This is a genomic window from Rothia sp. HMSC072E10 (assembly GCF_001813965.1).
GTDB lineage: Bacteria > Actinomycetota > Actinomycetes > Actinomycetales > Micrococcaceae > Rothia > Rothia mucilaginosa_A.
Genome location: NZ_KV814488.1, coordinates 14,479 through 39,588 on the forward strand (window position 1 = coordinate 14,479; position 25,110 = coordinate 39,588).

The 25,110-nt window shown below is 63.2% G+C and carries 12 protein-coding genes; 2 read left to right on the forward strand and 10 right to left on the reverse strand.

The genetic code is table 11. From position 1 onward, the window contains the following. Window positions 1–40: 40 nt before the first annotated feature. From HMPREF2944_RS09235 to HMPREF2944_RS03475, 8 genes are all read right to left on the reverse strand, one after another. Window positions 41–1,915, reverse strand: coding sequence for an oligosaccharide flippase family protein (locus tag HMPREF2944_RS09235; protein ID WP_070680493.1), 1,875 nt, complete (start codon window positions 1,913–1,915; stop codon window positions 41–43). Further along, a complete protein-coding gene (locus tag HMPREF2944_RS03440) occupies window positions 1,912–3,258 on the reverse strand; it encodes an O-antigen ligase family protein (protein ID WP_070680496.1) in 1,347 nt (448 codons plus the stop codon). The genes HMPREF2944_RS09235 and HMPREF2944_RS03440 overlap by 4 nt, the downstream gene beginning before the upstream one ends. Window positions 3,259–3,276: 18 nt before the next feature. Continuing rightward, entirely contained in the window at window positions 3,277–4,227 is a 951-nt protein-coding gene (locus tag HMPREF2944_RS03445) for a glycosyltransferase family 2 protein (RefSeq protein WP_070680498.1), read from the reverse strand. 12 nt (window positions 4,228–4,239) lie between these two features. After that, window positions 4,240–5,028, reverse strand: coding sequence for a CDP-alcohol phosphatidyltransferase family protein (locus HMPREF2944_RS03450; protein WP_070680500.1), 789 nt, complete (start codon window positions 5,026–5,028; stop codon window positions 4,240–4,242). A gap of 481 nt (window positions 5,029–5,509) precedes the next feature. Beyond that, window positions 5,510–8,845, reverse strand: a complete 3,336-nt coding sequence (locus HMPREF2944_RS03455; protein WP_246826245.1) for a fibrinogen-like YCDxxxxGGGW domain-containing protein — start codon at window positions 8,843–8,845, stop codon at window positions 5,510–5,512. Window positions 8,846–9,047: 202 nt separating this feature from the next. Then, window positions 9,048–9,905 carry an IMS domain-containing protein gene (locus HMPREF2944_RS03460; RefSeq protein WP_070680503.1) on the reverse strand — a complete coding sequence of 286 codons (858 nt, stop codon included), beginning with the start codon at window positions 9,903–9,905 and terminating at the stop codon, window positions 9,048–9,050. Window positions 9,906–10,252: 347 nt separating this feature from the next. Beyond that, window positions 10,253–12,610, reverse strand: a complete 2,358-nt coding sequence (locus HMPREF2944_RS03470; protein WP_246826246.1) for a fibrinogen-like YCDxxxxGGGW domain-containing protein — start codon at window positions 12,608–12,610, stop codon at window positions 10,253–10,255. Window positions 12,611–13,162: 552 nt separating this feature from the next. After that, on the reverse strand, window positions 13,163–15,523 hold the full coding sequence (locus HMPREF2944_RS03475) for a fibrinogen-like YCDxxxxGGGW domain-containing protein (RefSeq protein ID WP_070680516.1): 2,361 nt from the start codon (window positions 15,521–15,523) through the stop codon (window positions 13,163–13,165). A gap of 497 nt (window positions 15,524–16,020) precedes the next feature. Here HMPREF2944_RS03475 and mfd point away from each other — a divergent pair, with 497 nt between their 5' ends. Together mfd and HMPREF2944_RS03485 are read left to right on the forward strand one after the other, a co-directional pair. Further along, on the forward strand, window positions 16,021–19,785 hold the full coding sequence (mfd, locus tag HMPREF2944_RS03480; RefSeq protein ID WP_070680518.1) for a transcription-repair coupling factor: 3,765 nt from the start codon (window positions 16,021–16,023) through the stop codon (window positions 19,783–19,785). 147 nt (window positions 19,786–19,932) lie between these two features. Next, window positions 19,933–21,354, forward strand: coding sequence for an NAD(P)H-quinone dehydrogenase (locus tag HMPREF2944_RS03485; protein WP_049343058.1), 1,422 nt, complete (start codon window positions 19,933–19,935; stop codon window positions 21,352–21,354). A gap of 99 nt (window positions 21,355–21,453) precedes the next feature. On the opposite strand, the gene HMPREF2944_RS03490 is transcribed toward HMPREF2944_RS03485, so the two are convergent. Both HMPREF2944_RS03490 and HMPREF2944_RS03495 read right to left on the reverse strand, forming a co-directional pair. Then, window positions 21,454–22,854: an MFS transporter gene (locus tag HMPREF2944_RS03490; RefSeq protein WP_070680522.1), complete on the reverse strand. Its 1,401-nt coding sequence runs from the start codon at window positions 22,852–22,854 to the stop codon at window positions 21,454–21,456. A gap of 367 nt (window positions 22,855–23,221) precedes the next feature. Further along, window positions 23,222–25,042: an acetyl/propionyl/methylcrotonyl-CoA carboxylase subunit alpha gene (locus HMPREF2944_RS03495; RefSeq protein WP_070680527.1), complete on the reverse strand. Its 1,821-nt coding sequence runs from the start codon at window positions 25,040–25,042 to the stop codon at window positions 23,222–23,224. Window positions 25,043–25,110 lie beyond the last annotated feature (68 nt).

Genomic DNA, 25,110 nt, shown 5'->3' on the forward strand with positions numbered 1-25,110 from the left:
AAGAGAAAACGGACACTAATATCGGAGAAAGTTTGGAAGATTAGGAGGCGGCGGACTTCGCGCGGCGGGCCGACAGGAATCGCTCGATGCCCAGCGCCTTGCGGAAGCGGAAGAGCACACCGCCGTACACCGGCACCAGAAGCACCACGTACACAATCACGCCCAGCACGCTCTGCCCCAGCAGAAGCAGCGCCACCAGCGCACACGCCGTGGGCACCGCGGCCCCCAGGAACAGCGAGGGAGCCATCTCACGCCACGAGGCGCGGATACCCACCAGGCGGAACACCTGATAGCTGGCCAGGAACGTATCGATGAGCAGAGCCGAAGACCAGGCCGTTACCGCACCGTACAGCCCCCACACGGGAACCAGGGTGAAATTCAGGACCACGGCCACAACCAGCGAGGACAGCTTATTCAGCAGCTGCCAGCGGCTCTTACCGCTCATTAGCAGCACCGACTGCACGCCACCGGCACTCATCGAGAGCATCGCCGCCGGGCAAATTACCCAGAGGATGCCCGCGCCGGACTCGAAGCCCTTACCGAAGAAATGCAAGAGCACGGGTCCGAAGAACGCCAGGGACAGGTAGAAGGGCCACGACAGAGCCGTCAGCACACGAGTGGTGGACAGGAAGATATCCCGAGCTCGATCCAGCTGGCGGGTCGCCAGCGCCGCGCTAATCGACGGACCGGTCACCACGCGACCGGTGTGCTCAATCATTGTGCCTACGCGGACGCAACGGTTGACCGCGCCGTAGACGCCGCCGGCGGCCGCACCCAGGAAGGCCGTCACCACCAGCACGTCAATCCACTCCAGGATTGTTTCGACCACGGTGGCCACGCCTCGGGCTGAGCTGAAGCTCCAGAAAGAACGGAAAGTCTCCTCCGGGGAATCCTCGGAAGGCAAGACCTCCACGTGTTCCTCATTCGGGAAGGCACGCTCCAACAGCCACAACGCCACAATAGCGGTAATCGCCACCGGAACGGTCCAGGCATACACCAGGTCCATCAGCTGACCCGAGAACAGCACCACCAGTCCCACCGCGCCAAAGCGCAGCGTCGGCAACAACACGTTCTGGAGCATCGTAAAGGTCACCACGCGGTGCAGACCGCGCAACGCCCCGAAGAAAACCGTCATGAGCGCCGCAACCAGCACAAAGGCCGAACTGACGCGCATGGCCGCCTGATACTCGGGAGCCATCGGCACCAGGGACGAGTACACGTACACGCCCACAACGAGGAAAACCGACGTCACCAGCGAGGGCACGAGGCCGTAGCGGATGAGCTGCGGGAGCAGCCCGTAGCGCCCCAGGGCACGCTGCGCCGAGATGGTGCGCACCAGACCGGTATCCGCACCGAAGGTCACGAGCGAAATCGCGATGGCGAAGAGAGCCATAAGGCGGAAAAACTCGCCCGAACCTGCCGCGCCAATACCGTTGGAAACCACCATTGTGGTCACGAACGCGATGCCGGCACCGTAGATTACGCACAGCGAAGCTAACGAACCGCTCTTGGCGAGGCTGGGCTGCTTCTTGCCCTGCGCCGGCTTTGCCGTCTGAACCGCGCTCGCGGGGGTAGCCTCGCTTGTGGTTCCCTCCTGCACCATGCGGCGAGGCCCGCCGCGATGTGCACCACCCGGGCGCGCATCTGCGGATGCGGCCGAAGCAACGGCGGGGGAGGACCCGAGGAGAACCGAATCGTCCCCGGCAGGCGCGAAGCCCTGAGCGGGAGGCACAATCGACAGGGCCGTAGTGGCCGGGAAACGACCCGAACGGATATCGTCCACGGTGGGGGCGAAATCGTACCCGTACTCTTCGGCTAGCGCGACCTCCTCGGCCAGGGTTTCCGCCTCCTCACGCAGGCGGGCCCGGCGGCGGGGGTGCTCGCCTCCCGAGGCCATATCAGCAGGATTCGTCATAGGCCCTCACCCTCCTGAACCGAGCGGAGACAAGCCATCGAGGCGAGCAGCAGAATACTCAGCTGCGCGATATCGAAGCTGTAGAAGATGAAGACGACGCAACTAGCCACCGGCAGACTGTGCAACCAGTACCCCGCCGCGGTCCTCACTCGGGCCCCCGCCACCACCGTGCCCAGGATGAAGAGCAGGAACAGTGCCAGACCCACAAAACCAAAGCAGAACATGAGGGTCCACAGGTAGCCCTGAGTACCCATCGACACACCGATGCTCGGCTCCATACGCGGAGTCCCATACCCAATGATGGGGGACTCGAGCGTAGCCTTCCACGTAGCCCGGTATAGGGCAGCACGTCCACCCGTCGAATCGGAGTAATCCTGTCGACCCAGAATGTGGTCCACAGTACCGGAGGCGAAGAGAGCCACCACCACAGCCATAATCGCCGCAACACCGATACCCACGGCGCGCCAATTGGCGGCCAGGAACTGACGCAACAGAACGTAGGCGGCGCTGATGCCCAGGCCAATGAACATGCCTCGGTTACTGGTAGCAATCGCGGGGACCGTGGAGAGGGCCATCGCGATGAGCAGCGCGATACGCGTCCAGATGGAGCGCAGACGCAACAGGCAAGCGAGCATCACCGGGGTGAGTAGCGTGTAGGCCAGACCCCAACTATTGGCGTAGGGGAAAGGCGCGGAGGGGCGCACATACGCTTCGGGGGCACCCCAGGGGCGCTGCACCTCCGCCAGGGGAGGCAGCATGTAGTCGCGCACGAGCGGGTTCTGCATGAAGCCCGAGGGCATGATGAAGCTCATGGGGGTGCGCAGACGGAACTCGGGGAAGAACACGCCGCCGTAACCGAGCACAATGAGCGTGCCCCACAGGGTCGCCAGGCCGCCCAGTAGCTTGTTGAGGCTGATGGAAGACCGAGCGTTGTAGTAGTAGAGGGCGTAGACTCCGGCGCTGAGGATGTTCACGAAGCGCAGACCCCAGCCGATAATGTCGGTGGAACGGGTCAGCGCGAGCACCGCAACCACGACCCACAGGCTAAATGCGGCCCACACCCACATCGGGCCGGGCACCCGCACATTACCTCGGATGATGAGGTAAAAGAGCATGACGGCGGCCAGCACAATCGGAGCGATCTGCAGGACGCCCAGCGCCCACAGCACGGGGAAGCCGTAGAGCAGCGTCATGAGTGGCCAAGCCGGTAGCTTCTTCTGCGCGACCGGCTCGGGACGCAGCCGCACCCGGGCGCGCGCAATCGCGCTGGGAAGCCCCGTCGAGGAGTCCTTCAGCGCGAGTGTCGAGGCACCCGGATAGGAGGGAACGGATGAAGTAACCATGTCTGTGCGGTATCCGGGTTAGAGGCCTCGGCCAGTCTTCTGGACGAGGTCAAGAAGAGTAGCGGGCTTAATGATGCCGGTGGAGACCACGTAGGCGGCCCAGGCACGCAGCTGCTTGGGGTCGCGGCGCAACGCGGCGCGTGCGTAGGCGCGCGCCTCCTTATTGTTGCCCAGGGATGCCTGAGCGTACGCAATCTGACCGGCAATACGTGCCAGGCCCTTGGGGTCCTGCTCAAATTCGGGGAACTTGCGCAGGATGTAGGTCAGCCCGTCCACCATGGACTGCCACTTGCCCGAGAAGAAGGAGGGACGATCCCAGAGCACCAGAATCAGCGGCTCGGGCACGCTCAGGATATCGCCGGTGCGGGTCGCGCGCAGCAGTAGGTCGTAGTCCTCGCCGTAGGCGGCGGGCAGTTCCTCATCGACCAGGCCGATGCGGGCGGGCGCACCGTCGACACCGAGCAGATCCTCGCGGGAGTACAGCATGGCGGAGGGGTGAATCTCGGTGATGCGCGAGCGCAGGAAATCCGCGAAGGTTGCGCGCTCGGGTGCCAGGCGCACGATGTCCTGGCCGCCGGAGCGCACGGTGATGCCCGAGGAGATACCCGCGGCCTCGGGGTTTTCGCGCCAGAGGGCGACCTGCTGGGTGAGCTTGGAAGGCATCCAGTAGTCGTCATCGTCGCAGAAGCCAATCATGGCGCCGGTCGAGGCGAGGATGCCGCTGTTGCGGCCGCCGGCCAGGCCGCCGGTGCGGGTGTTGGAGACGATCTTCAGGGCACGGTTTTCGCCGACCTCGATGTCTTCGAGGCGGTCGGGCTCAACGCGGTCGAACACGACGATGACCTCGACGAAGCCGCGGTAGCTCTGGTCCAGGATGGAGCGCACGGCCACACGCAGCAGCTCGGGGCGCTTGCCGTTGGTCGCGATGACTGCGGAGACGGCGGGGTTGCGAGAGGTGAAGTGCATCATTGGTCTTTCTCCTTACTCGGCGGGGGTGGACAGGCTGACGTACTTGCGGCGCATAGACACCAGAATCGTGGCGGCGTTGGCGAGCAGCAGCAGGGCGTACACGACCACGAAGAGCGGACCAAAGCCGAGGAAGATGTAAATCCAGCAGAGGGTTCCGGCGTCCATGTGCAGGTTGACGAAGGAACGCAGGGGGCCACCGGTCGGGGGAGCGGCGGTCTTGCGGTTATTGCGCAGCTGCTCGGCAAGAATCTGGCTCATGAAGTGGCCCGCGGTGAGAGCGGTGAAAATCATGGGCATGGCGATAAGCCAGCCGTTGAAGGCGTGGGACCCGCTGAAGGAGTAGTGCGCGGGGTACAGGAAGAAGGAGAGCAGGGTGGCCATGTGCACGGAGGGCACTCGAATCGAGTCAACCACGTGGTCGAGCCATTCGCCGGCGGGGGAGGATGCGCCGGTCACGCGGGCTACCTGGCCATCGGCGGAGTCCAGGCCGTAACCGAGCGCGAAGAGCAGGGCTACGCAGATGCCCACACCCACGGAGGGCGGGCAGGCGATGAGCACGATAAGACCGGCTGCGGAGCAGGCGGCGGAGATGGCGGTGACTCCGTTGGGAGTGATGCCCAGGGCCACGGCGGCGGCAGCAAAGTAGCGGGCGACGCGACGGTTGACCCAGCGGGTGTAGGCGGGCACGCCAATACCGGGCTTTTGGGCGGCCTCCAGGGAACGCAGGGTGCTGGAGAAGGTGGCGGCGAATCCCGATGAGGGGGTTGAATTCGGGGTGTGAGGTGCCTCGGAGGTGGACATGCACAATTCCTTTGAATCGGTGAGAGGAGTGAAGGAGAGCGAATTACTCCCTTTCGGGATGGGCGCGAGAAAGTCCGGAAGTCTCGCCTAAGAAATGAGTGGTTAGCTCCTTTTCTCAGTACACCACTATATCGATATTTTACAACGAGATAAAGCGGAAACCTTCTCGCGGGATAGGTGTCTAGCAATATGTCTTAAAACTCACTGACTAAGCCCTTTGGTGTATTTTCCCTTGTGTGAAGAGGGATATGCGCCGGTCTATTTGAGCGGTACGAATCCCGTTCTGGAGTGCGACTAACACCCCCGGTATATCGCTGGGGCTCGAATAATTAGATGCCTCTAATCATTTGAGAATAATTCACTCTCACGAACACGAAAAAGTATTTTATTCGCACAAATGGGGTTTGATTTTCCGAAATCATTCGGAAAATCAAACCCCATGGCGGAATCCGCAGAATGTGCCCCGCGCTAGACGGAGTGCTTAGCCTCGGCGTGCGGAAAGAGGAACGTGGGTGCCCACGCCCTCACGCACGGTGCGGACGCTGCGGCCCTGCTGAGCATTCTCAGCGGTGGCGGCTCGCTCACCGTTCTCATCGTTCTGGGCGGCAGGCTTTTCCTGGTTCTGCGCGGCCGCGGTGACGATGGCCTGCAGATCGAAGCTGACACCCGTGCGGGTAAACCAACCGCCTCGAGCGCCGTGCACCTCAACGGCGATGAGGTTCGTACCCGCCTTCAGCTGAGAAGCCGGAACCGTGAAGGTCACCGGGGTCTTCTGGGCCTGCTCGGCAGACACGCTGCGCGTCGCAACGGCGGTGTTCCAGAGGGGCAGCTTGGTACCGAAACCTGCGCGACCCACTTCCTGACCGTTGACCGCCACCGCAACGGCATCGTCCGCGTAGGTGGTCAGCTTCAGGTCGCGGCTTGCCTGATCGCGGGTGAGGTTAATCGTGGTGTAGGCGTAGATGTTGTTGTACACGCGGCTGTAACGAATCGGAACGCGGGTGTTGAAGTTACCCGCGCCCAGGCCGATGGGGGCGCGGCCCTTGTTCCAGCTGGTGGTGGCCAGATCCTCGAGAGAGAAGTGGAAGTCGTACTTCCACGCCTTCGCGCGGTTCGGTGTCCTATCGGATACAACGTAATTCCAGGTGGAGCCGTAGGGCAGGACAACCTGCTCCTTGGGTGCCGGGTCAGGCTGCGGTTCCTCGGTCTTCGGGTTCTCAACCGTGGGGCTTGCCGTGGGAGTCTCCGCGGGGCTCTCCGAGGCGGTGGCCTTAGCGGTGGGAGTCTCGATGGGGCTCTCCGAGGGGGTGGCCTCGGGGGTCGGGCGGACGGGCGAAATCTGGACTCCGGTCGAAGCCGAGAAGTTGTTCGAGGCATCCACGGCACGCACAAAGTAGTGCGCACCATCGCGGTGCTCCACCTCGTAGGAGGTGCCCGAGACGGTAGCAATCGGACGGTCGTCGCGTAGAACCTGGTAGCGCACGGTGCCGCTATCGGCCACGGAATCCCAGGTCAGAGCGTCCTTATCGTTCTTGAGCTCCACCTTCAGGTTCTGAGGCGTAGCCGGCGGAGTCACGTCACGCTGCTCGAAACGCGCAAAACCAACGGTGTTCTGGACACCGTTGACGCCCAGGGTGCGGTGAATATCGCCACCGACCCACAGGGTGCCGGTGGAGTCCACGAAGGACTCCCAGATGCCGAAGCCATGGTCACCCTTAATGGCGGGGGCGAATTCGGGCAGCATCTTACCGGTCTCCGGGTCGAAGGCAGCCACAAGCTTCACCGAATGAATCACGGTGGATTCGGTGAGCGGCGCACGCTTGGTGTGCGAATTCTGGTACAGGAAATCGCCGCAGTGGCAAGCACCGTAGAGAGTATTACGTTCCTTATCCAGGTGCAGATCCTGGAAGTCGCCACCATCACGGGTAATCGCGGTGTAGGTAGGACGCATATCGCTCTTGTCGTAGCGAGAGATGAGGTGCTCCGTACCGCCAACCCAGACTCCGGATCCGGCGTCTTGAACGTCGAACTGGAAGCCCCAGACCTTCGTTTCGTGCATCAGGTCGTTCACGTTCGCACCGGCGGGAATCTCGGAGTTCTGGTAAGACCAGTTACCGCCCTTCTGAAGGTTCTCGGTAATATCCGCCACGCGGTACGCCAGGGCGCCGTTCAGCCAGGTAAAGTAACCGACTACGTACACGTGCGAGTTATCTTTGGAGGCGCTGATGCCGTTCACGGTGCCGTTAAACACCTGGCGCCAGTCGCGGTCGATGCTCACGATACCGGGCACACCATTGGAGGGGGCGCCCAACTTAAAGCGCGCGATATTGCGGGAGTATGCGACGCCCGAGTTCTCGCTCTCCTTGACGTGGGTGAAGGAGCCACCGATGTACACGTAGTCGCCTTGGCGGTGAATGGTCTTCACCACGAGCTCATTGCCCTTAATGCGGTTGGAGATGCTCACGTTTTCCCACTCGGGGGCAACCTCACCGGTGGAGGCGTCCACGACCACGAAACCCGAGAAGGGACGGCCGTTTACCATGGTGAAGTAGCCGCCGATTGCCAGACGGTTATTTGGCAGGGCCTCAACCGCCTTGACCTGGCCGTTGAGCGTCAGGTGGAAGTCACGGCGCAGCTCGCCGGTCTTCGGATCGAAGCCCGCGATGTTGGACTGGTTCACGACCTCGCCCCTGGAAGACTCCAGGTACTTGAAATCACCGCCGATGAACACGGTGGAAGAGTTCTCGTCGTGCTTGACCTCGGTGATGGCCTCAACGTAGGTGTGCATCTCGTCGGTCTTGCCGCTGGAAGTCGCGGAACTCGTGCGCCAGCGCCAGGTAGCCGAACGGCTATTGGGCAGCTTACGACGCTGGCTGGCCTCGGTACCCTTCACGCCAATTTGGGTCAGCTTCAGGTCGCTCTGGGTCAGCTTGGGGCGCAGGAACATCTGGGTGTAGCCCAAAGCGCTCTGGGTCGTACCCTCGTTGGTGTAGATGTAGGAGTTGCGCGAATCGCTCATGGAGGGTTCGGAACCGTCCTGAGAGATGGGGGAAGTCTTACCGTAGCGGAAGCCAATGCGGTAATCCTGCTTGGGCATTTCCTCAAAGAGCAGAGCCTTGAAACCGTTATCCTGTCCGCGCAACAGGTGATCCTGCCAGGTGCCGTCGGCCCAATCCCGGCGACCGTTCTCGTTGTACGCGGAGAACTCATCGGGGTTCTGGACCACGGCGTTGGACCAGATAGCGTCGGCACGCAGGGCCCAGGTCCACTCGGAGGTCTGGCGGCGCTGCACGGTTACCTCCTGCCACTTGGTGCCGGAGGTGTTCAGCACGCGGCGGAAGCGGTAACCATCGGTGAGATCCTGCGGAGAGGTGCCGTTGAGCAGCTCGCTAATGGTGGTGCCCGAAAGCTGCACCGGGGTCGTGGCCGCGGGCAGCGAAGAGTAGGGACGAACCTGGTCCTGGTTGAGCGTCAGGCCGGAGGATGCGGGCGCCGCGGAGCTATACAGCTGAGCCGGGTCGCCCTGACCCTCGTAGCCTTCGGTCCAACCGTCGCGACCCTCAGCAATCTTGACCCAGCCGCCGCCGTCGGTTTCCTGATCGCAGTAGAACTGGGTCGGTGCGCTCATGGCCGGGGTGTACAGCCAGTAGGCGCCGCTCTTTGCCTCGGGATTGGCCTGCTTAGCCTCCCAACAGCTGGCAGCGGCACGCTCGGAGGTGGTGCCGTTGTAGAAGGACGAATTTTTCTGAACGTTCGTCTGCTCGGCGGTCTTCTCGACCGCGGCACCCGGTGTCAGTGTGGGAAGAGCGGCGGGCATTGCCAGCGCGGTTGCAATGCTGAGGCACAGAGTCGAACGAGTTATTGCGGAACGAGAAAAGCCGGACCCCGTTATCTCAAAAAGGGCTTTCATAATATCTCCAGGTGAATGCCAAAAATTGTATGAAAACGCAGCATCATTAATGCGTTGTGTACGATACCGGCCCGAACTAAACCGCGCAGACCGGCACCTTAATTAGTCCCTAGCAATCAGGGTTATTCGGGAAATCGTGGGTTGCAATCTTCCACTGACCGTTAACCTGAACGAGGGTATAGATATTGAGTGAACGCTTGGGAGAACTATCATCCTTGACGGGCTGATTGTTCTCATCGTAAATCTTGACCGAGGAAGAGTCCATGCACACTTCCAGCAGGCGTGCGGGCTGACCCTTGTACTCGGTATCGGCCATGCGGGGCGTGCCCACCACGGTGGAGGAACCCTCATAGTGCCAACCGGCCAAAGCGTATTCGGAGGCCTGCACCGCAAACTCGGAGGCAGCGGAATCCACGGCAATGTTTTCGATGGCACGAATCGTGTCCTCATCGAGGACCGCGCGAGCCTTCTCCGTGTTCTGCGCCTGAGCGTCCTCATCGCTGGTGGGCTCGCTGGTTGCCTCCTGCGAAGCCGCGGCGGAGGGAGCCGGCTTAACCTTGGAGAGGATGTCCTCGTAGGAGTTTACGAGCTCGGTGGTCTTCTTGACCTCGGCATTATCGGTGGGCACCGGAGAGGCCTTCTTCATGTCTTCAGAGCCGGTGTAAATCTCCTCCAGCTTCTGGCCGTCAGAGGAGGTAGCCTCAGTGCTTGCGGAGGGGTTAGCCTCCGAGGAACCCTGATCGGGGATGCGGCTGGACGAGGCCGAAGCCTGCGCGTCGGTAGCCGAGGAAGACGGAGCTACGGAGGCGCTGGTGGAAGCGCTCGCCGAGGGGGTAGCCGACGAAGAGCTCTGCGCGGTGGAGTTCTCGGAAGCGCAGGCGCTGAACAGAAGCGCAGACACCGCGAGGGTGCTCAGAGCGCCGAGGCGGCGGGCTTTTGAAGAACCCGCAGAGAAAAGGTTAGACATGGGAAGCCTCTTTGGTGGTTGGAGTGAGACAGTCAATATTCCGGAAGGATAATACCGCGCCCGGAGGCTCGGCCCCTAAAGGCTATCACGCCAAGCTGGGAAAATACCCGGACTTTAAAGATTGCATTTTCATAACATTTGAGAATAAAGAACAGGTATTGCTGGGTATAAACCTGCATATGAGGGAAATGTATATCTTTAGGTGAGAAAACTATGATGCATCCGAGGGAAATACATACACTATGTGCAAAATGCCCCGGGTGAGTTGTAAAACTAACCCGGGGCATTAGGGCGAATATCACGTTGAATTAAACGTTATATTACTCGATATCCGCTCTGAAAAGGGGTTATGCTGCCCGCACGGCCTGGGTACTCGCGGAATAATTGCCCGAGGTATCCACCGCACGCACGTAATACTTGGCGCCATCGCGATGATCAACCGAGTAGTGCGTGTCCGTCACCGTCGCAATCGGACGGTCATCGCGCAACACCTGGTAGGTCACTCGCTTCTCCGGCACAGCGGACCAGCTCAGCTGATCCTTCGCACCGTTATGCTTCACCTGCAGGTTCTGCGGGGTCTCCGGGGGAGTCACGTCGCGAGCTGCGTAGCGAGCGAAGCCCACGGTGTCCTGCACGCCGTTAGCACCCAGAGACTTGCTGATGTCGCCGCCGACCCACAGGGTACCGGTCGAATCCACGAAGGACTCCCACACGCCGTAGCCGTGCGCGCCGTTCATAATCGGGGCCCACTCCGGCAGCACCTGGCCGGTGTCCTTATCGAAGGCCGCGACCAAACGAATCGTCTGGGCATCCGTAGCGTTCTTCCACTCCGCATCAATCTTGGTTGCGCCCTGGTAGATGAAGTCACCGCAGTGGCAGGCACCGTAGATAGTCTTACCGCTCAGATGCAGATCCTGGAAGTCGCCACCCTCGCGAGTAATCGCGCTGTAGGTACGCTGCATGCTCGACTTATCGTAGCGGCTAATCATGTGCTCGGTACCGCCCAGCCAGACGGAGGAGCCGGCGTCCTGAACGTCGAACTGGAAGCCCCACATCCTACGCTCGTTCTTCAGGTCCCAGGTCTGGGCGCGGGAAGGAACGTACGAGGGCTCGTGGGTCCAGTCGCCGCCGCTCTGGCGGGGATTGGTGATGTTGGCGAGGCGGAAAGCCTCACCGCCGTTAAGCTGCGTGAAATAGCCAGCCACGTACACGTGGCTGTTGCCCTCGGAAGCGCTCACACCGTTCACCGTGCCGTTGAAGACCGGACGCCAGTTCCAGTCCACCTCGCCGTTGCTCAGCTTGATGCGGGCCAGGTTCCTGGAGTAGGCGTACGTGGGGGAGGTGTTACCCTTCAGGTGCGTGAAGGAGCCACCGAGGTACAGGTACCCGTCGCGGACGTGCAGGGTCTTCACCTGCACCGGCAGGGAAGAGATGCGGCTCTGAACGTGAATATCCCACTGCTTCGCCACCTGACCGGTCTTCGGATCCAGCAGCACGAAGCCGTTGTGGTTCTCACCGTTCACCGTGTCGAAGGTGCCGCCCACGGCCAACAGACCGTTCGGAAGCGCCTCAACCGACTTCACCTGACCGTTGATGCTCGGGCGGAAGGAACGGCGCAACTCGCCGGTACCCACCTCGTAAGCCGCGAGGAAAGCCTGGTCGACCTTCTCGCCGCTGGCCGATTCGACGTAGGCAAAGTCGCCGCCGGTGAAGACCGCGCCGCCCACCTCGGTAATGGCCTCCACCTGGGTGTTCATCTCACCCTTCTTGCCGGTACCGGTCGTCTTACTCGTACGCCACTTCCACTTCTCGGAGTAGCTATTGGGTAGTGCGCGGCGGTTGCTTGCCTCGGCACCCTGCTGGCCGTAGTCGTGCAGACCCTTAGCCGCCAGATCGTTCTGCGTCAGCTTCGGGCGCAGGAAAATCTGGGTAAAGACCAGGGGAGTGGAATGGTCGTTCGCCGGACGGTAGATATACGAAGAAGTCCTGTTCAGCAGGTAATTCTGGAACCAACCCGTAATCCTGGCGTTCGGGCCGTAGGTAAAGCCCAGCTTGTAACCCTGCGAGGGCTTCTCCGCGAAGTACAGGGAACGGTAATCGTCCGAATAGCCGTAACGGAAGATATTGCCCTCAGTCTTATCCTGACTGTAGTAGTTGTAGCCACGGTACTGTCGCGGATGAGTAATCGAAATGTTCGACCAGTACATCGTTGCGCGGAAGGTCCAGGACCACTCGGTGCTTGCGGCACGCGTCGCCTTGAAATCCTGCCAAGCGGTACCGTTCACGTTCATAGCTCGGTGGAAGCGCACGCCATCGGGCAGATCCTGCGGACGGGTACCGTTCAGCAGCGCGTTCACCGTCTGACCCGGCAACTGCACCGCGTCAAAACCGGTGGGGTTCTGGTACAGCTGCTTGGCATCGCCACGACCGTTATAGTTCTCGGTCCAGCTCTCGCGGCCTCGACCAATCATGACCCAGCCGCCGCCGTCGGTCTCCTGATCGCAGTAGAACTGCTCCGGGGCACTCATCTGCTGGGTGTACAGCCAGTATGCGCCGCTCTTGGCGTTCGACTTGTTCTGCTTAACCTCCCAGCAGCTGGCCGCGGCTCGCTCGCTCGAGGAACCATCATAGTAGCCGGCGTCGGCAGCCTGCGCACCCGAAGCAATCGGACCCAGCGAAGCAACCACCATCGCGGCGGAAGCCACCGCGGCGCCCCAAGCCCGGGACCTCGAACGGGACGCTACGCCAGAACTGGGGGGAACGGCGTCGCCGCCAGAGGTCAGGGATCGAGAACGCCCCCGACGCATCAACGGAAGAAAATTCATTGTCTCTCCTCAGAGACCTCAACCGGTAGCGGGCGCGTTTCTCGTGCTCGGCTCTCTTGCGCATCGGTGCTGCGAGCGCCTTAAAGAAAGCCGCTCAACCCGAGCTAACAGCGTGTCCACCATCGGAATCAGTGAGTGTAGTTATCGGAAATTGAATGAATACGTTCAGAACCTGTCAGCGGGTGACCCGCCGGCTGCCCCTGAACGCGTTCAACCGCATCACCTGACGTCGCCGGAACGGCCGTCAAGAAGATGCGGAACGGGTCTGACCGCCGATGCGAACCCTGCGGGCCGCGTCGAGCTCGGAAAGAACCAAAACTAGGGGGGGTAGCGATACCCCGGGTGCGCCGCCGCCTGCGAGAGTTCCGCGGGGAACCTCTCGCAGGCGACAGCCGGGAAAGATGCGGGCTCATTTAACCCGCGACGGGGGTGCTAGGCCTGAACCGCACCCGTGGAGGCCGAGTAATTCTCGGAACCATCGATGGCGCGCACGTAGTAGCGGGCGCCGTCGGTGTGCTCCACCTCGTAGCTGGTGCCGCTCACCGTGGCAATCACGCGGTCATCGCGCAACACCTGGTAGCGCACGCCACCCTCACGAACGCCGGACCACGAGAGCTTATCGGTCGAACCATCTCGACGGGCCGAGAGGTTCGAGGGAGTAGCCGGGGGAGTCACGTCGCGAGCCGCGAAGCGGGCAAAGCCCACGGTACGCTGCTCACCGTTAGCACCCAGCGAGCGGTTAATGTCGCCGCCCACCCACAGGTTGCCGCGCGAATCCACGAAGGACTCCCACACGCCGTAGCCGCTGGCGCCCTTGAGCACCGGGCTGAACTCGCCGATGACCTCGCCGCTGTCCTTATCGAAAGCGGCCACCAGACGCATGCGGTGAACGGCCTTCGACTCCTTCCAGTACGTGTGGTAGCCGGTCGAGCCCTCGAAGAGGACGTCACCGCAGTGGCAGGCACCGTAAATCGTGTTACCGCTCAGGTGCAGGTCCTGCCAGTCGCCACCGTACTTAGAGATGGACGAAGAAATACGACCGTAACCGTTCTTCGAGTAGTTAGCGATCAGGTGGTCGGCACCGCCGGTCCACACGGTCGAGCCGGCATCCTGAACATCGAACTGGAACGCGTACACAATGCGGTCAGTAATGTTCAGCTTCAGCGAGGGCTCCCACTCCCACTTAATGTTCGAAGCGTCGGAGCCCTTCAACGCGGCCAGACGGAAAGCGCGCTGATTGTTCAGCTCGGTAAAGTAACCGGCGGCGTGAACCGTCGAATTATCGGAAGCGGCGGTAATACCGTTGACCGTGCCGTTGAAGTTCGGGCGCCAATTCCAGTCCACCGCACCGTTGGAGAGCTTGATGCGGGCCGCACCACGCGAGTACGCGTACGAGGAAGAGGTGTTGCCCTTCACGTGGGTGAAGTTACCGCCGATGTAGAGGTAACCGTCCTGTACCAGCAGGGTCTTCACCTGAGCCGCATCGCCATTACGGCGCTGCACCTGAACATCCCAGGTACGGTCAATCTGGCCGGTGGTCGCATCCAGAATCACGAAGTGGTTGACCTTCTCGCCGTTGACCTCGGTGAACTCGCCACCGACCGCCAGACGGTTATTCGGCAGGGCCTCAAGCGCCTTAATCTGACCGTTGAAAGTCGGGCGGAAGGAACGAACCAGTTCGCCCGAATCCACGTTGTAACCGGCCAGGAAGGACTGGTTCACGCGCTCGCCACCGGCCGACTCGACGTACTTGAAGTCGCCGCCGGTGAAGACCGTATCGCCCACCTGGGTGATGGCCTGAACGTAGGTGTTCATCTCGTTCTTCTTGCCGGTACCGGTCTGCTCGCTCGTACGCCAACGCACGGGCATCGTGTAGCTATTGGGCAGGGCGCGACGGTTGCTTGCCGCGGAACCCGAACCGATTGAGGAGAAGTGCAGGTCGTTCTGCGTCAGCTTCGGGCGCAGGAACACCTGAGTGAAGGGGATGGAGTAACCGGCCGAGCCACGCTTCTGATAGATGTACGAATCCGGGTTTTCGCTACCGAAGTTCACCAGGGAACCGTAGGCGAAACCAATCTGGTAACCCTGGTTCGGGTTGGCGAAGAAACGAACCGAGCTGGTCGTGATGCCCGGAGCCATCTCCGAGGCGGAGAGACCCATGCGGGCGGTGCGGTTAATGCCCGCGCCCTTGAAACGCACGGTACCCCAGCGCTGGGCGTAGCTCATGGCCCAGGTCCACTGATCCGTCTGGGGACGCTGAACGTACACGTCCTGCCACTGGGTGCCCCGCGCGTTGTGTGCGCGGTGCAGGCGCATGCCGTCGGGGAGGTCCTGCGGCTTAATACCGTTCAGCAGGGCATCCACGGTAGTGCCCGAGAGCTGGACCGGGGTGAATGCGGCCGGTCCGGTCGGGTTCTGGTGCAGCTGGTTCGGGTCGCCCGTGCCGTTATAGGACTCGGTCCAGCCCTCTCGGCCGCGGCCAACCATGACCCAACCGCCGCCGTCGGTCTCCTGATCGCAGTAGAACTGCGCGGGACCGCTCATGGCAGGGGTGTACAGCCAGTAGGTGCCAGAAGAGGCCGAGGGGTTGACCTGCTTGACCTCGTAACATGAAGCAGCCGCCTTATCGCTGCTGGAGCCATCGTGGGTTCCGATCGCAGCGGAGGCGGGCGTAGAGGGAATCAAAGGCGCCGCGGCAAACGCGGTACCCATAGCGAGTGCGAATGCGGCCCACTTTTTCGCCGCCCGCTTGCGGGGCGCGGCGTCGGGACGCTGTGTGTATGTGGTTGTCATATGTGTCTTTCTGATGCGACGTTCCGGAAGAAACATCGAAAGAAACGGTGATATTGAGACCTCAAAGAAGCACAGCGCATCACGAAATGCATATAAAAGGTGGTAATTCTTTAAAACACTTCGTTTCGGAAGAATGCGTGAGAGTGCTCTCGTCGGTGTATTGACTAGCGTACAGGATGAAGCTGAGAATTCGGGGCCCGGAGGCTCTGCGCGCATACCGGAAAAATGTGATTTGTGCCCTAAATGTTGAGGAGAGAGAAAAACTCCGAAAATCACGCAGACCGGGCACCCTCGAAATATAAGAAATTGACACGCAGAATATTTAAGAAATATTCGCCGCCCTGCGAAACGAAGAAAGCGAAATACCCGCGCAGGGTGGAGCCGCTCTAGAATAAAAAAGCTGTTCACACGAGCGGCGGGAAGAGCGGGAATACCTCCCGTTCGACTCGTCCCACTCACTCAGCTCGTACCGTACACACCATGATTCAGGAGAAGCCTTGAGCCCCACCCGCGCGACACAGAAGAGCCCCGCCGCACCGCTGTACCCCCTCCTGAAGCTGCTCAACCGGCAGGAACGCTGGGCTGCCATCCGCGCCGCGGCCGCCGTACCCGCCGCCGAGCGTAGCGCCCGCACCCTCATCGGGGCCGTCGCCGGAACCCACGCGGCCCTGCTGGCCGACCTCTCCACCGCGGTGCGCGAAGGCACCCCGGAGGCGCTCAGCCTCGTCATCGCCCCCACCGACCGTCAGGCCGAAGACCTGGCCCACGCCCTGCGCTCCTACCTGCCCGCAGAAGACATTGCCATGATGCCGGCCTGGGAAACCCTGCCGCACGAGCGCCTCTCGCCCCGATCCGACACCATCGGCCGCCGCCTGCAGGTGCTACGAGCCATCACCGGGCCCGCCGCGAGCCGCCCCCGCATCGTGGTCGCCCCCGTGCGCGCCGTCATCCAGCCCATCGTCTCCGGCATCGAAAAGCTCGAACCCGTGCACCTGGTCCGCGGCGAGGAATACCCCTTCAAGGACGTGGTGCGCGGCCTGAACGATGCCGCCTACTCCCGCGTGGATCTGGTCGCCAAGCGCGGCGAGTACGCGGTGCGCGGCGGCATCATCGACGTCTTCCCGCCCACCGCCACCACCCCCGTGCGCCTCGAATTCTTTGGCGACGAGCTCGACGAGATGCGCCACTTCTCCGTGGCCGACCAGCGCACCCTCAGCGGGGGAGAGGATCTCACCGAACTCACCCTGCTGCCCTGCCGCGAGCTACTCATCACCCCCGAGGTCATGAGCCGCGCCGCGCGCCTGAAGGCCGACTACCCGGCCGCCGCATCCATGCTCGAAAAGATTGCCGGCGGCATCTACGTTGAGGGCATGGAATCGCTCACGCCCCTGCTCGTCGACTCCATGACCACCCTCACCGCGCTACTACCCGCCGGATCCCTGATAGTCAGCGTCGAACCCGAGCGAGTGCGCGCCCGCGCCGAAGACCTCGTCGCCACCAACGAGGAATTTCTCGCCGCCGCCTGGGACACCGCCGCCGAGGCCGACGCGGTCTCGCCCATCGACCTGGGCCAGCTGCGCCTGAGCGACAGCGGATTCCGCACTATCGACAGCACCCGCGCCGAGGCCCTCGCCGCACACCTGAGCTGGTGGGACATCACCGAGCTCACCACCGACGACAGCCTGCTCGAAGACGCCGCCGAGGCCATCGAATCCGTCGAAAACCTGCAGAACGGGGCCCTGGCCGACGCCATCGAGGAGGGCATCGACACCTACACCCTAACCGCCCGGCCCGCCACCGCCTTCAACGGCTCCGTGCACCGGATGCTCGAAAGCCTCGGCGACCTCATCCAGCAGCAGTGGACCGTTCTCGCCCTCACTAACGGCCGCGGCTCGACCGACCGGCTCATCGCTCTGCTCCACTCCGGGGAGGAGGGGGCCGCCTCCGTGCCCGCCGCACGCCGAGTAAGCCTCGAGGAGGACCCCGCCGGGGACCTCGAACACGGCATCGTCGAGGTGTGCGAGGCACCCGCATCCGCGGGCTTCCTGCTCGAGGACGCCAAGCTCGCCGTCTTCACCGAGGCCGAACTGCTCGGCCGCCGCGGCACCTACGCGCCGCGCTCCGCATCGGGCCAGAAGTTTAAGACGCGCCGCCGCCGCAACGCCGTCGACCCGCTCGCCCTGAACCCCGGCGACTACGTGGTGCACGAGCGCCACGGCATCGGCCGCTTCGTCGAAATGACCTCCCGCCCCGTGGCCGGCGCCGCACCCGTCAACGGGGTGCAGCCCATGAAGGAATACCTGGTCATCGAGTACGCCCCCTCCAAGCGCGGCGGCGCACCCGACCGACTCTTCGTGCCCTCGGACCAGCTGGACCTCATCTCCAACTACGTGGGCGGGGAGAACCCCTCCCTGTCGAAGATGGGCGGTAGCGACTGGGCTAAGACCAAGTCCCGCGCTCGCAAGGCCGTCAAGGAAATCGCCGCCGACCTGGTGAAACTCTACTCGGCGCGCCAGGCTTCGCGAGGCCACGCCTTCGCGCCCGACACCCCCTGGCAGCGAGAGCTGGAAGAGTCCTTCCCCTACAACGAGACCCCCGACCAGCTCACCGCCATCCACGAGGTGAAGGAGGACATGGAGAAGGAAATCCCCATGGACCGCCTCATCTCCGGTGACGTGGGGTTCGGCAAAACCGAGGTTGCCGTGCGCGCCGCGTTCAAGGCCGTGCAGGACGGCAAGCAGGTCGCCGTGCTCGTGCCCACGACCCTGCTCGCCCAGCAGCACTACGAAACCTTCACCGAGCGTTTCTCCGGTTTCCCCGTGAAGATTCGCGTGCTCTCCCGCTTCCAGAAGGCCAAGGAAACCCGCCAGATTACCGAGGAAATCGCCTCCGGCGCGGTGGACGTGATGATCGGTACGCACCGCATCCTCTCGGAGAGCATCGTGTTCAAGGACCTGGGCTTGGTCATCATCGACGAGGAGCAGCGCTTCGGCGTGGAGCACAAGGAGAAGCTCAAACAGATGCGTACCAACGTGGACGTTCTGGCCATGAGCGCAACCCCGATCCCGCGCACCCTCGAAATGTCGCTGACCGGTATTCGCGAAACCTCGACGCTGGCCACCGCCCCCGAGGAACGCCACCCCGTGCTCACCTTCGTCGGCCCGCGCACCGACAGCCAGATTACCGCCGAGATTCGCCGCGAGCTCATGCGCGAGGGCCAGGTGTTCTTCGTGCACAACCGCGTGGCCGATATCGACAACGTGGCAGCCGAAATCGGCAAGCTCGTGCCGGAGGCGCGCATCGCCACCGCACACGGCCGCATGAGCGAGTCGCGCCTGGAGCAGATTATCGTGGACTTCTGGGAGCGCCGCTTCGACGTGCTGGTGTGCACGACCATCGTGGAGACCGGCCTGGACATCTCGAACGCGAACACGCTCATCGTGGACAACGCCCAAAACTACGGCCTGAGCCAGCTGCACCAGCTGCGCGGCCGCGTGGGTCGTGGCCGCGAGCGCGCCTACGCGTACTTCCTGTACCCGGTGGACAAGACCCTCGGTGAGATCGCCCACGAGCGTCTGAAGGCCGTGGCGACCCACAACGAGCTCGGCGCGGGCCTGCAGCTGGCCATGAAGGACCTGGAGATTCGCGGCGCGGGCAACCTGCTCGGCGGCGAGCAGTCCGGTCACATCGCGGGCGTGGGCTTTGACCTGTACCTGCGCCTGGTGGGTGAGGCCGTGGCGAACTACCGCGGCGAGAAGGAGGAGCGCGAGGTCGAGACGAAGATCGACCTGCCCGTCAACGCGCATATCCCGCACACCTACATTGACTCGGAGCGCCTGCGTCTGCAGGCCTACCGCCAGATCGCGGCGGCCGACACCGAGGAGAAGATTGAGGAGGCCCGCGAGGAGCTGGCCGACCGCTACGGTGAGCTGCCCGAGGCCGTGGAGAACCTGCTGGCCGTGGCCACGCTGAGGATGCACGCCCGCGCCGCCGGTATTCACGAGATGGTGGTCCTGGGGCCGAAGGTGCGCGTGGTGAGCGCCCAGCCCCTGCCGGAGTCACGCCAGATGCGCCTGAAGCGCGTGTACCCCGGCTCCACGCACGCCCAGCCGAAGGGCATGGATACCTGGCTGACCCTGGTTCCCCGCCCGAAGACCATGCCGGTTGGCGGCAAGGAGCTGGTGGACCGCCCCATGCTGGAGTGGGCCGAGAAGTTCATCAACTCGATTTACGCGGAGAAGCCGCAGGCCCTCGAGGAGTAACGGGGCAGGGAAGCAGCGGGCCGGGAACACCCGGCCCGCACGACCCGCGCCCTCGGGAGAAGTTCGCCGTGCGGAGTGTCATAATATGGCACATCTGCACGGCGAGTGCGTTTGCCCCGAACAGGCGGCATAGCTCACAATTAAGGCATGACTTCAACGGTGAACTACGCATCCCAGCGCATTGTAATTATTGGCGGCGGACCCGGCGGCTACGAGGCCGCGATGGTGGCCGCATCCTCGCAAGCAGACGTGACGCTTATCGAGCGCAAGGCCATCGGCGGCTCGGCCGTGCTAACGGACGTCGTGCCCTCCAAGACGCTTATCGCCACGGCGGATATGATGACCCGCTTTTCCGAAGCCGGAAGCCTGGGCATTGAGAATACCAAGGGCAAGGCCCCGCAGCTTCGGGTAGACATGGACCGCGTGAACCGCCGAGTGCGCGACCTGGCCCAGCAGCAGTCTGCCGACATCAAGCGTGCCCTGGCCTCGGCGGGCGTGAAGATTATTCACGGTACCGGCAAGCTCCTGGACCGCCACACGGTGCAGGTGACCGACGAGGCCGGCCTCGTCTACCCGTTGCACGCCGACTTCGTGCTGCTTTCGGTGGGCACGCATCCGCGCGAGATGCCCACGGGCATGCCCGATGGCGAGCGCATCCTGACCTGGACCCAGCTGTACAACCTCAGCGAGGTGCCCGAGGAGCTCATCGTGATCGGTTCGGGTGTGACCGGCGCCGAGTTCGCCTCGGCCTATAACGGCCTGGGCTCGAAGGTGACCCTGGTGTCCTCCCGCGACCGCGTGCTCCCCGGCGAGGACGAGGACGCCGCCCGCGTGCTGGAGGACGTCTTCGAGCGTCGCGGCGTGCGCGTCATGCCCCGCTCGCGCGCCTCCGCAGTGGAGCGCACCGAGGACGGCTCCGGCGTGATTGTGACCCTCTCGGACGGCCGCAAGGTCTCGGGTACGCACTGCCTCGTGGCTATCGGTTCGATTCCCAACACCGAAGATTTGGGCCTGGACGCGGCGGGCGTGGAGCACGCCCCGAGCGGCCACATTACGGTGGACGGCGTGTCCCGCACGAGCGTGAACAATATTTACGCTGCCGGCGACTGCACGGGCGTGTACCCGCTGGCCTCCGTGGCCGCCATGCAGGGCCGCATCGCGATGGCGCATATCCTGGGTGACGCCGTGCGCCCCCTGCGAACCGACAAGGTTGCGGCGAACATCTTCACCTCGCCCGAAATCGCGACCGTCGGCATCAGCGAGAACGACCTGCACGAGGGCTCCTACCGCGGCGAGGCCGTGACCCTGCAGCTGAGCACCAACCCCCGCGCCAAGATGATGGCGATGCGCGACGGCTTCGTGAAGGTTTTCGCCCGCCGCCACTCGGGTACCGTCATCGGCGGCGTGGTCGTGGGCCAGCGCGCCTCCGAGCTGATTTACCCGATCGCCCTGGCCGTGGAGAAGAAGCTCACGGTGGACGATCTGGCCGAGACCTTCACGGTGTACCCCTCGCTGTCCGGCTCGATTGCCGAGGCGGCGCGTAAGCTGCACACCCGCGGTAAGTTCTAGCCGCATCCGGGACCAGACACAAAAGCGGTGGGGGTCGCCTTCCATGAGGTATGGAAGACGACCCCCACCGCTTATTGCGTTCGGCTACTTGATAGAAAGTTACTTCTTGGAGCCGACGGCGTTCATGTCCACGTCACGGGTTTCGTGAGTGAGCAGGATGAAGACGACGCTCAGAATCGAGGCGAAGGCCAGGTAGCCACCCACGGCGGCCACACCGTAGGTGGAGTTCAGCCAAACCGCCACGAACGGGGTCAGAGCCGCACCGAGGATGGAAGCCACGTTGTAGGCGATACCGCTGGCGGTGTAACGCACGTTGGTGGGGTACAGCTCCGGCAGGTAGGCCGACATAGAACCGAAGGACAGACCCATCAGGCACATACCGATGAAGATGAAGACGGTCACGGCGACGGTGTCCACGTTCGCACCGGTGCCGACGACGGCGGGGGAGATGAGCGGGCCGAAGCACAGGCCGAAGACTGCCATGGCGATGGTGGTCCACAGCTGCTGGGTGCGGCGGCCGTACTTATCAGCCAGCCAACCCGAGATCGGGATGAAGATGGCGAAGCCGATAATCGAGACCAGCTGAATGATGAGGAACTCGTGGTACGGAATGGCCAGGCCACCCTTCTCCGCCTTGGCGATACCGTAGGAGAGAACCCACGCGGTCATCAGGTAGAACAGCACGTAGCAGGCAACCATGATGAAGGTACCCTGAATCATGGGCCACCAGGCAACCTTGAACGCCTCGACGAGCGGGGTCTTAACCTTCTCGTTGTTGGCGGCAGCCTTGGCGAAGACGGGGGTCTCCTCCAGGCGGAAACGCACGTAGAGGCCGACGGCGACCATCACGATGGAGAGCAGGAACGGGATACGCCAACCCCAGACGAGGAAGGGGTGCTCGAGGTTCTTCGCGTCGGTGGTGGAGTTAAAAGCGATGAAGCTGGTCAGGATCAGCATGAAGCCGTTGGCGAGGACGAAGCCGATGGGGGCACCCAGCTGGGGCCACATGGCGGCGCGGGCGCGCTTACCCTCCTTCGCGTACTCGCTGGCGAGCAGAGCCGCGCCGGACCATTCGCCGCCCAGGCCCAGGCCCTGGCAGAAGCGCATGATGGTCAGCATGGTCGGTGCCCAGAGAGCAATCTGGTGGTAGGTGGGCAGCAGGCCGATGATGAAGGTCGCTATACCCATGGTGAGCAGCGCACCGACGAGGGTTGCCTTACGACCAATCTTGTCGCCGAAGTGGCCAAAAATAATGGAACCGAGGGGACGCGCGACGAAGGCGACACCGAAGGTTGCGAAGGAGGCCAGCAGCTCGGTCGTGGCGTCCTTCGCGGGGAAGAACAGCACGGGGAAGACGGCCACGGCGGCGGTGGCGTAGATATAGAAATCGTAGAACTCAATGGTGGTACCAATGAGCGATGCGAGAATCACGCGGCTGCGAGGCGTCGTGTTCTCGACCGGCGCGGCGGAGGCCTTGGTGCCGGATGCGGTGGTGCTCATGAGAGATGCTCCCGAAGATGGACTGTGCGTACAAAAGGGAACCGGAGGCGTAGGTGACGCTGCTCTCGGAGTGCGGGGCGGCGGGGATGATGCCGCGCCGTGACACCGGAGAATTGAACCGGGTGTGCGGGTTCGGAACGAAAGGTTCCCCTAAAGTGCATTATTATAAACCGTTCAGAAAAGTTGGCGCAGGCCCCGTCACTATCTGGACGGCGGCCCTCCGAACGGTAATTTTCAGGGGCGGCGCATCCCCGGCTACTCCTCAGCGGAGGAACGCGCGGGGCCGCCGCACCGCGCGAGTGATGAGCCCGAATACGCAAGCATCCCCGCCGCGAGAGAAACTCGCAGCGGGGATGCTTCGCAAACGCTACTTGATGGTCGCCAGCACAGCACCGGAGGTGACGGTGTCGCCCGGCTTAGCCGACAGGCCCGAAACCTTACCGGCCTTGTGCGCGGTAATGGGCTGCTCCATCTTCATGGCCTCCAGGACCAGGACGAGGTCACCCTCGGCCACGGTATCGCCGTCAGAGACGGCCACCTTCACGATGGTGCCCTGCATGGGGCTGGTCAGCTCGTCGCCGCCGGCCTTCGCCGCGGCGCGGGAGGAGCGGGACTTGCGGCTCTTCGAAGCCGGCTTGGCGGCGGGCTTGGCGGCGCCGCCCATCTCGGGCAGGGACACCTCCATGCGCTTGCCGTTGACCTCAACCACCACGGTGGTGCGTTCCTCGTCATCGGAATCCACGCTACCGGGGGCGCCAGCGTACATGGGGATCGTGTTGTTGAACTCGGTCTCAATCCAGCGGGTGTGCACCTTGAAGTCCTCACCCTCGGCCGGAACGAACGCTGGGTCCTCCAGAACCACGCGGTGGAACGGGATGACGGTGGGCATACCCTCAATGTTCAGCTCGGACAGGGCACGGCGGGCACGCTGCAGTGCCTGCTCACGATCCGCGCCGGTCACAATCAGCTTGGCCAGCATGGAGTCGAAGTTGCCGCCGATGACGTCGCCGGCCACGAAACCGGAATCCCAGCGCACGCCGGGGCCGGTGGGGACGTTCAGCTTCTCGATGGTGCCGGGGGCCGGCATGAAGGAACGGCCCGGGTCCTCGCCGTTGATGCGGAACTCGAAGGAGTGGCCGCGCAGCACGGGGTCCTTCTCCTCAATCTTCTCGCCGCGGGCGATGCGGAACTGCTCGCGCACCAGGTCGAGACCGGAAATCTCCTCGGAGACGGGGTGCTCCACCTGCAGGCGGGTGTTGACCTCGAGGAAGGAGATGGTGCCGTCGGTGCCGACCAGGAACTCGCAGGTACCAGCGCCCTGGTAGCCGGCCTCGCGCAGAATCGCGCGGGAGGCCTCGTAGAGGCGCTTGGTCTGCTCCTCGCTCAGGTAGGGGGCAGGTGCCTCCTCGACGAGCTTCTGGTTGCGGCGCTGCAGGGAGCAGTCGCGGGTGGAGACCACCACGACGTTACCGTGCGCATCGGCCAGGCACTGGGTCTCAACGTGACGCGGGGAATCCAGGAAGCGCTCGATGAAGCACTCGCCGCGACCGAACGCCGCGGTTGCCTCACGCACGGCGGACTCGTACATCTCGACGATGCTCTCGCGGTCGCGGGCCACCTTGATGCCGCGACCACCGCCACCGAAGGCGGCCTTCACGGCAATCGGCAGGCCGTGCTCATCGGCGAAGGCAACAACCTCGTCGGCGGACTTGACCGGATCCTTGGTGCCCGGAACCAGGGGAGCGCCCACCTTCTGAGCGATGTGGCGCGCGGCCACCTTATCGCCCAGCTGGGTAATGGACTGGGGGGAGGGACCGATCCAGGTCAGGCCGGCGTCGATGCACTTCTGCGCGAACTGCGCGTTCTCGGAGAGAAAGCCGTAACCGGGGTGCACGGCGTCGGCACCGGAACGGATGGCCACCTCGATGAGCTTATCCATCACCAGGTAGGACTGCGCCGCGGTGGAACCGCCCAGGGCGTACGCCTCATCGGCCAGCTTCACGTGCAGGGAGTCGCGGTCGGGATCAGCATAGACGGCGACGGTCTGCAGGCCCTCATCGCGGGCCGCGCGAATCACGCGGACGGCGATTTCGCCGCGGTTGGCGATGAGAATCTTGCTGACCGGGCCGGTGTGTCGGCCGGGGACCGCGGTAAATTTTTTGGCGGCTTCTGCCTGGTTCTGAGTCACTTAAAGCTCTCCTTTATCTCCTGCCGAAAGCATATCGAGAAACGGCAAGAATGGCGAATATATCGCGC

Bases quoted from the DNA above. Each gene is read 5' to 3' on its own strand.
- HMPREF2944_RS09235 (WP_070680493.1), bottom strand. From the start codon at position 1,915: ATGACGAATCCTGCTGATATGGCCTCGGGAGGCGAGCACCCCCGCCGC.
- HMPREF2944_RS03440 (WP_070680496.1), bottom strand. From the start codon at position 3,258: ATGGTTACTTCATCCGTTCCCTCCTATCCGGGTGCCTCGACACTCGCG.
- HMPREF2944_RS03445 (WP_070680498.1), bottom strand. From the start codon at position 4,227: ATGATGCACTTCACCTCTCGCAACCCCGCCGTCTCCGCAGTCATCGCG.
- HMPREF2944_RS03450 (WP_070680500.1), bottom strand. From the start codon at position 5,028: ATGTCCACCTCCGAGGCACCTCACACCCCGAATTCAACCCCCTCATCG.
- HMPREF2944_RS03455 (WP_246826245.1), bottom strand. From the start codon at position 8,845: ATGCCCGCCGCTCTTCCCACACTGACACCGGGTGCCGCGGTCGAGAAG.
- HMPREF2944_RS03460 (WP_070680503.1), bottom strand. From the start codon at position 9,905: ATGTCTAACCTTTTCTCTGCGGGTTCTTCAAAAGCCCGCCGCCTCGGC.
- HMPREF2944_RS03475 (WP_070680516.1), bottom strand. From the start codon at position 15,523: ATGACAACCACATACACACAGCGTCCCGACGCCGCGCCCCGCAAGCGG.
- HMPREF2944_RS03485 (WP_049343058.1), top strand. From the start codon at position 19,933: ATGACTTCAACGGTGAACTACGCATCCCAGCGCATTGTAATTATTGGC.
- HMPREF2944_RS03490 (WP_070680522.1), bottom strand. From the start codon at position 22,854: ATGAGCACCACCGCATCCGGCACCAAGGCCTCCGCCGCGCCGGTCGAG.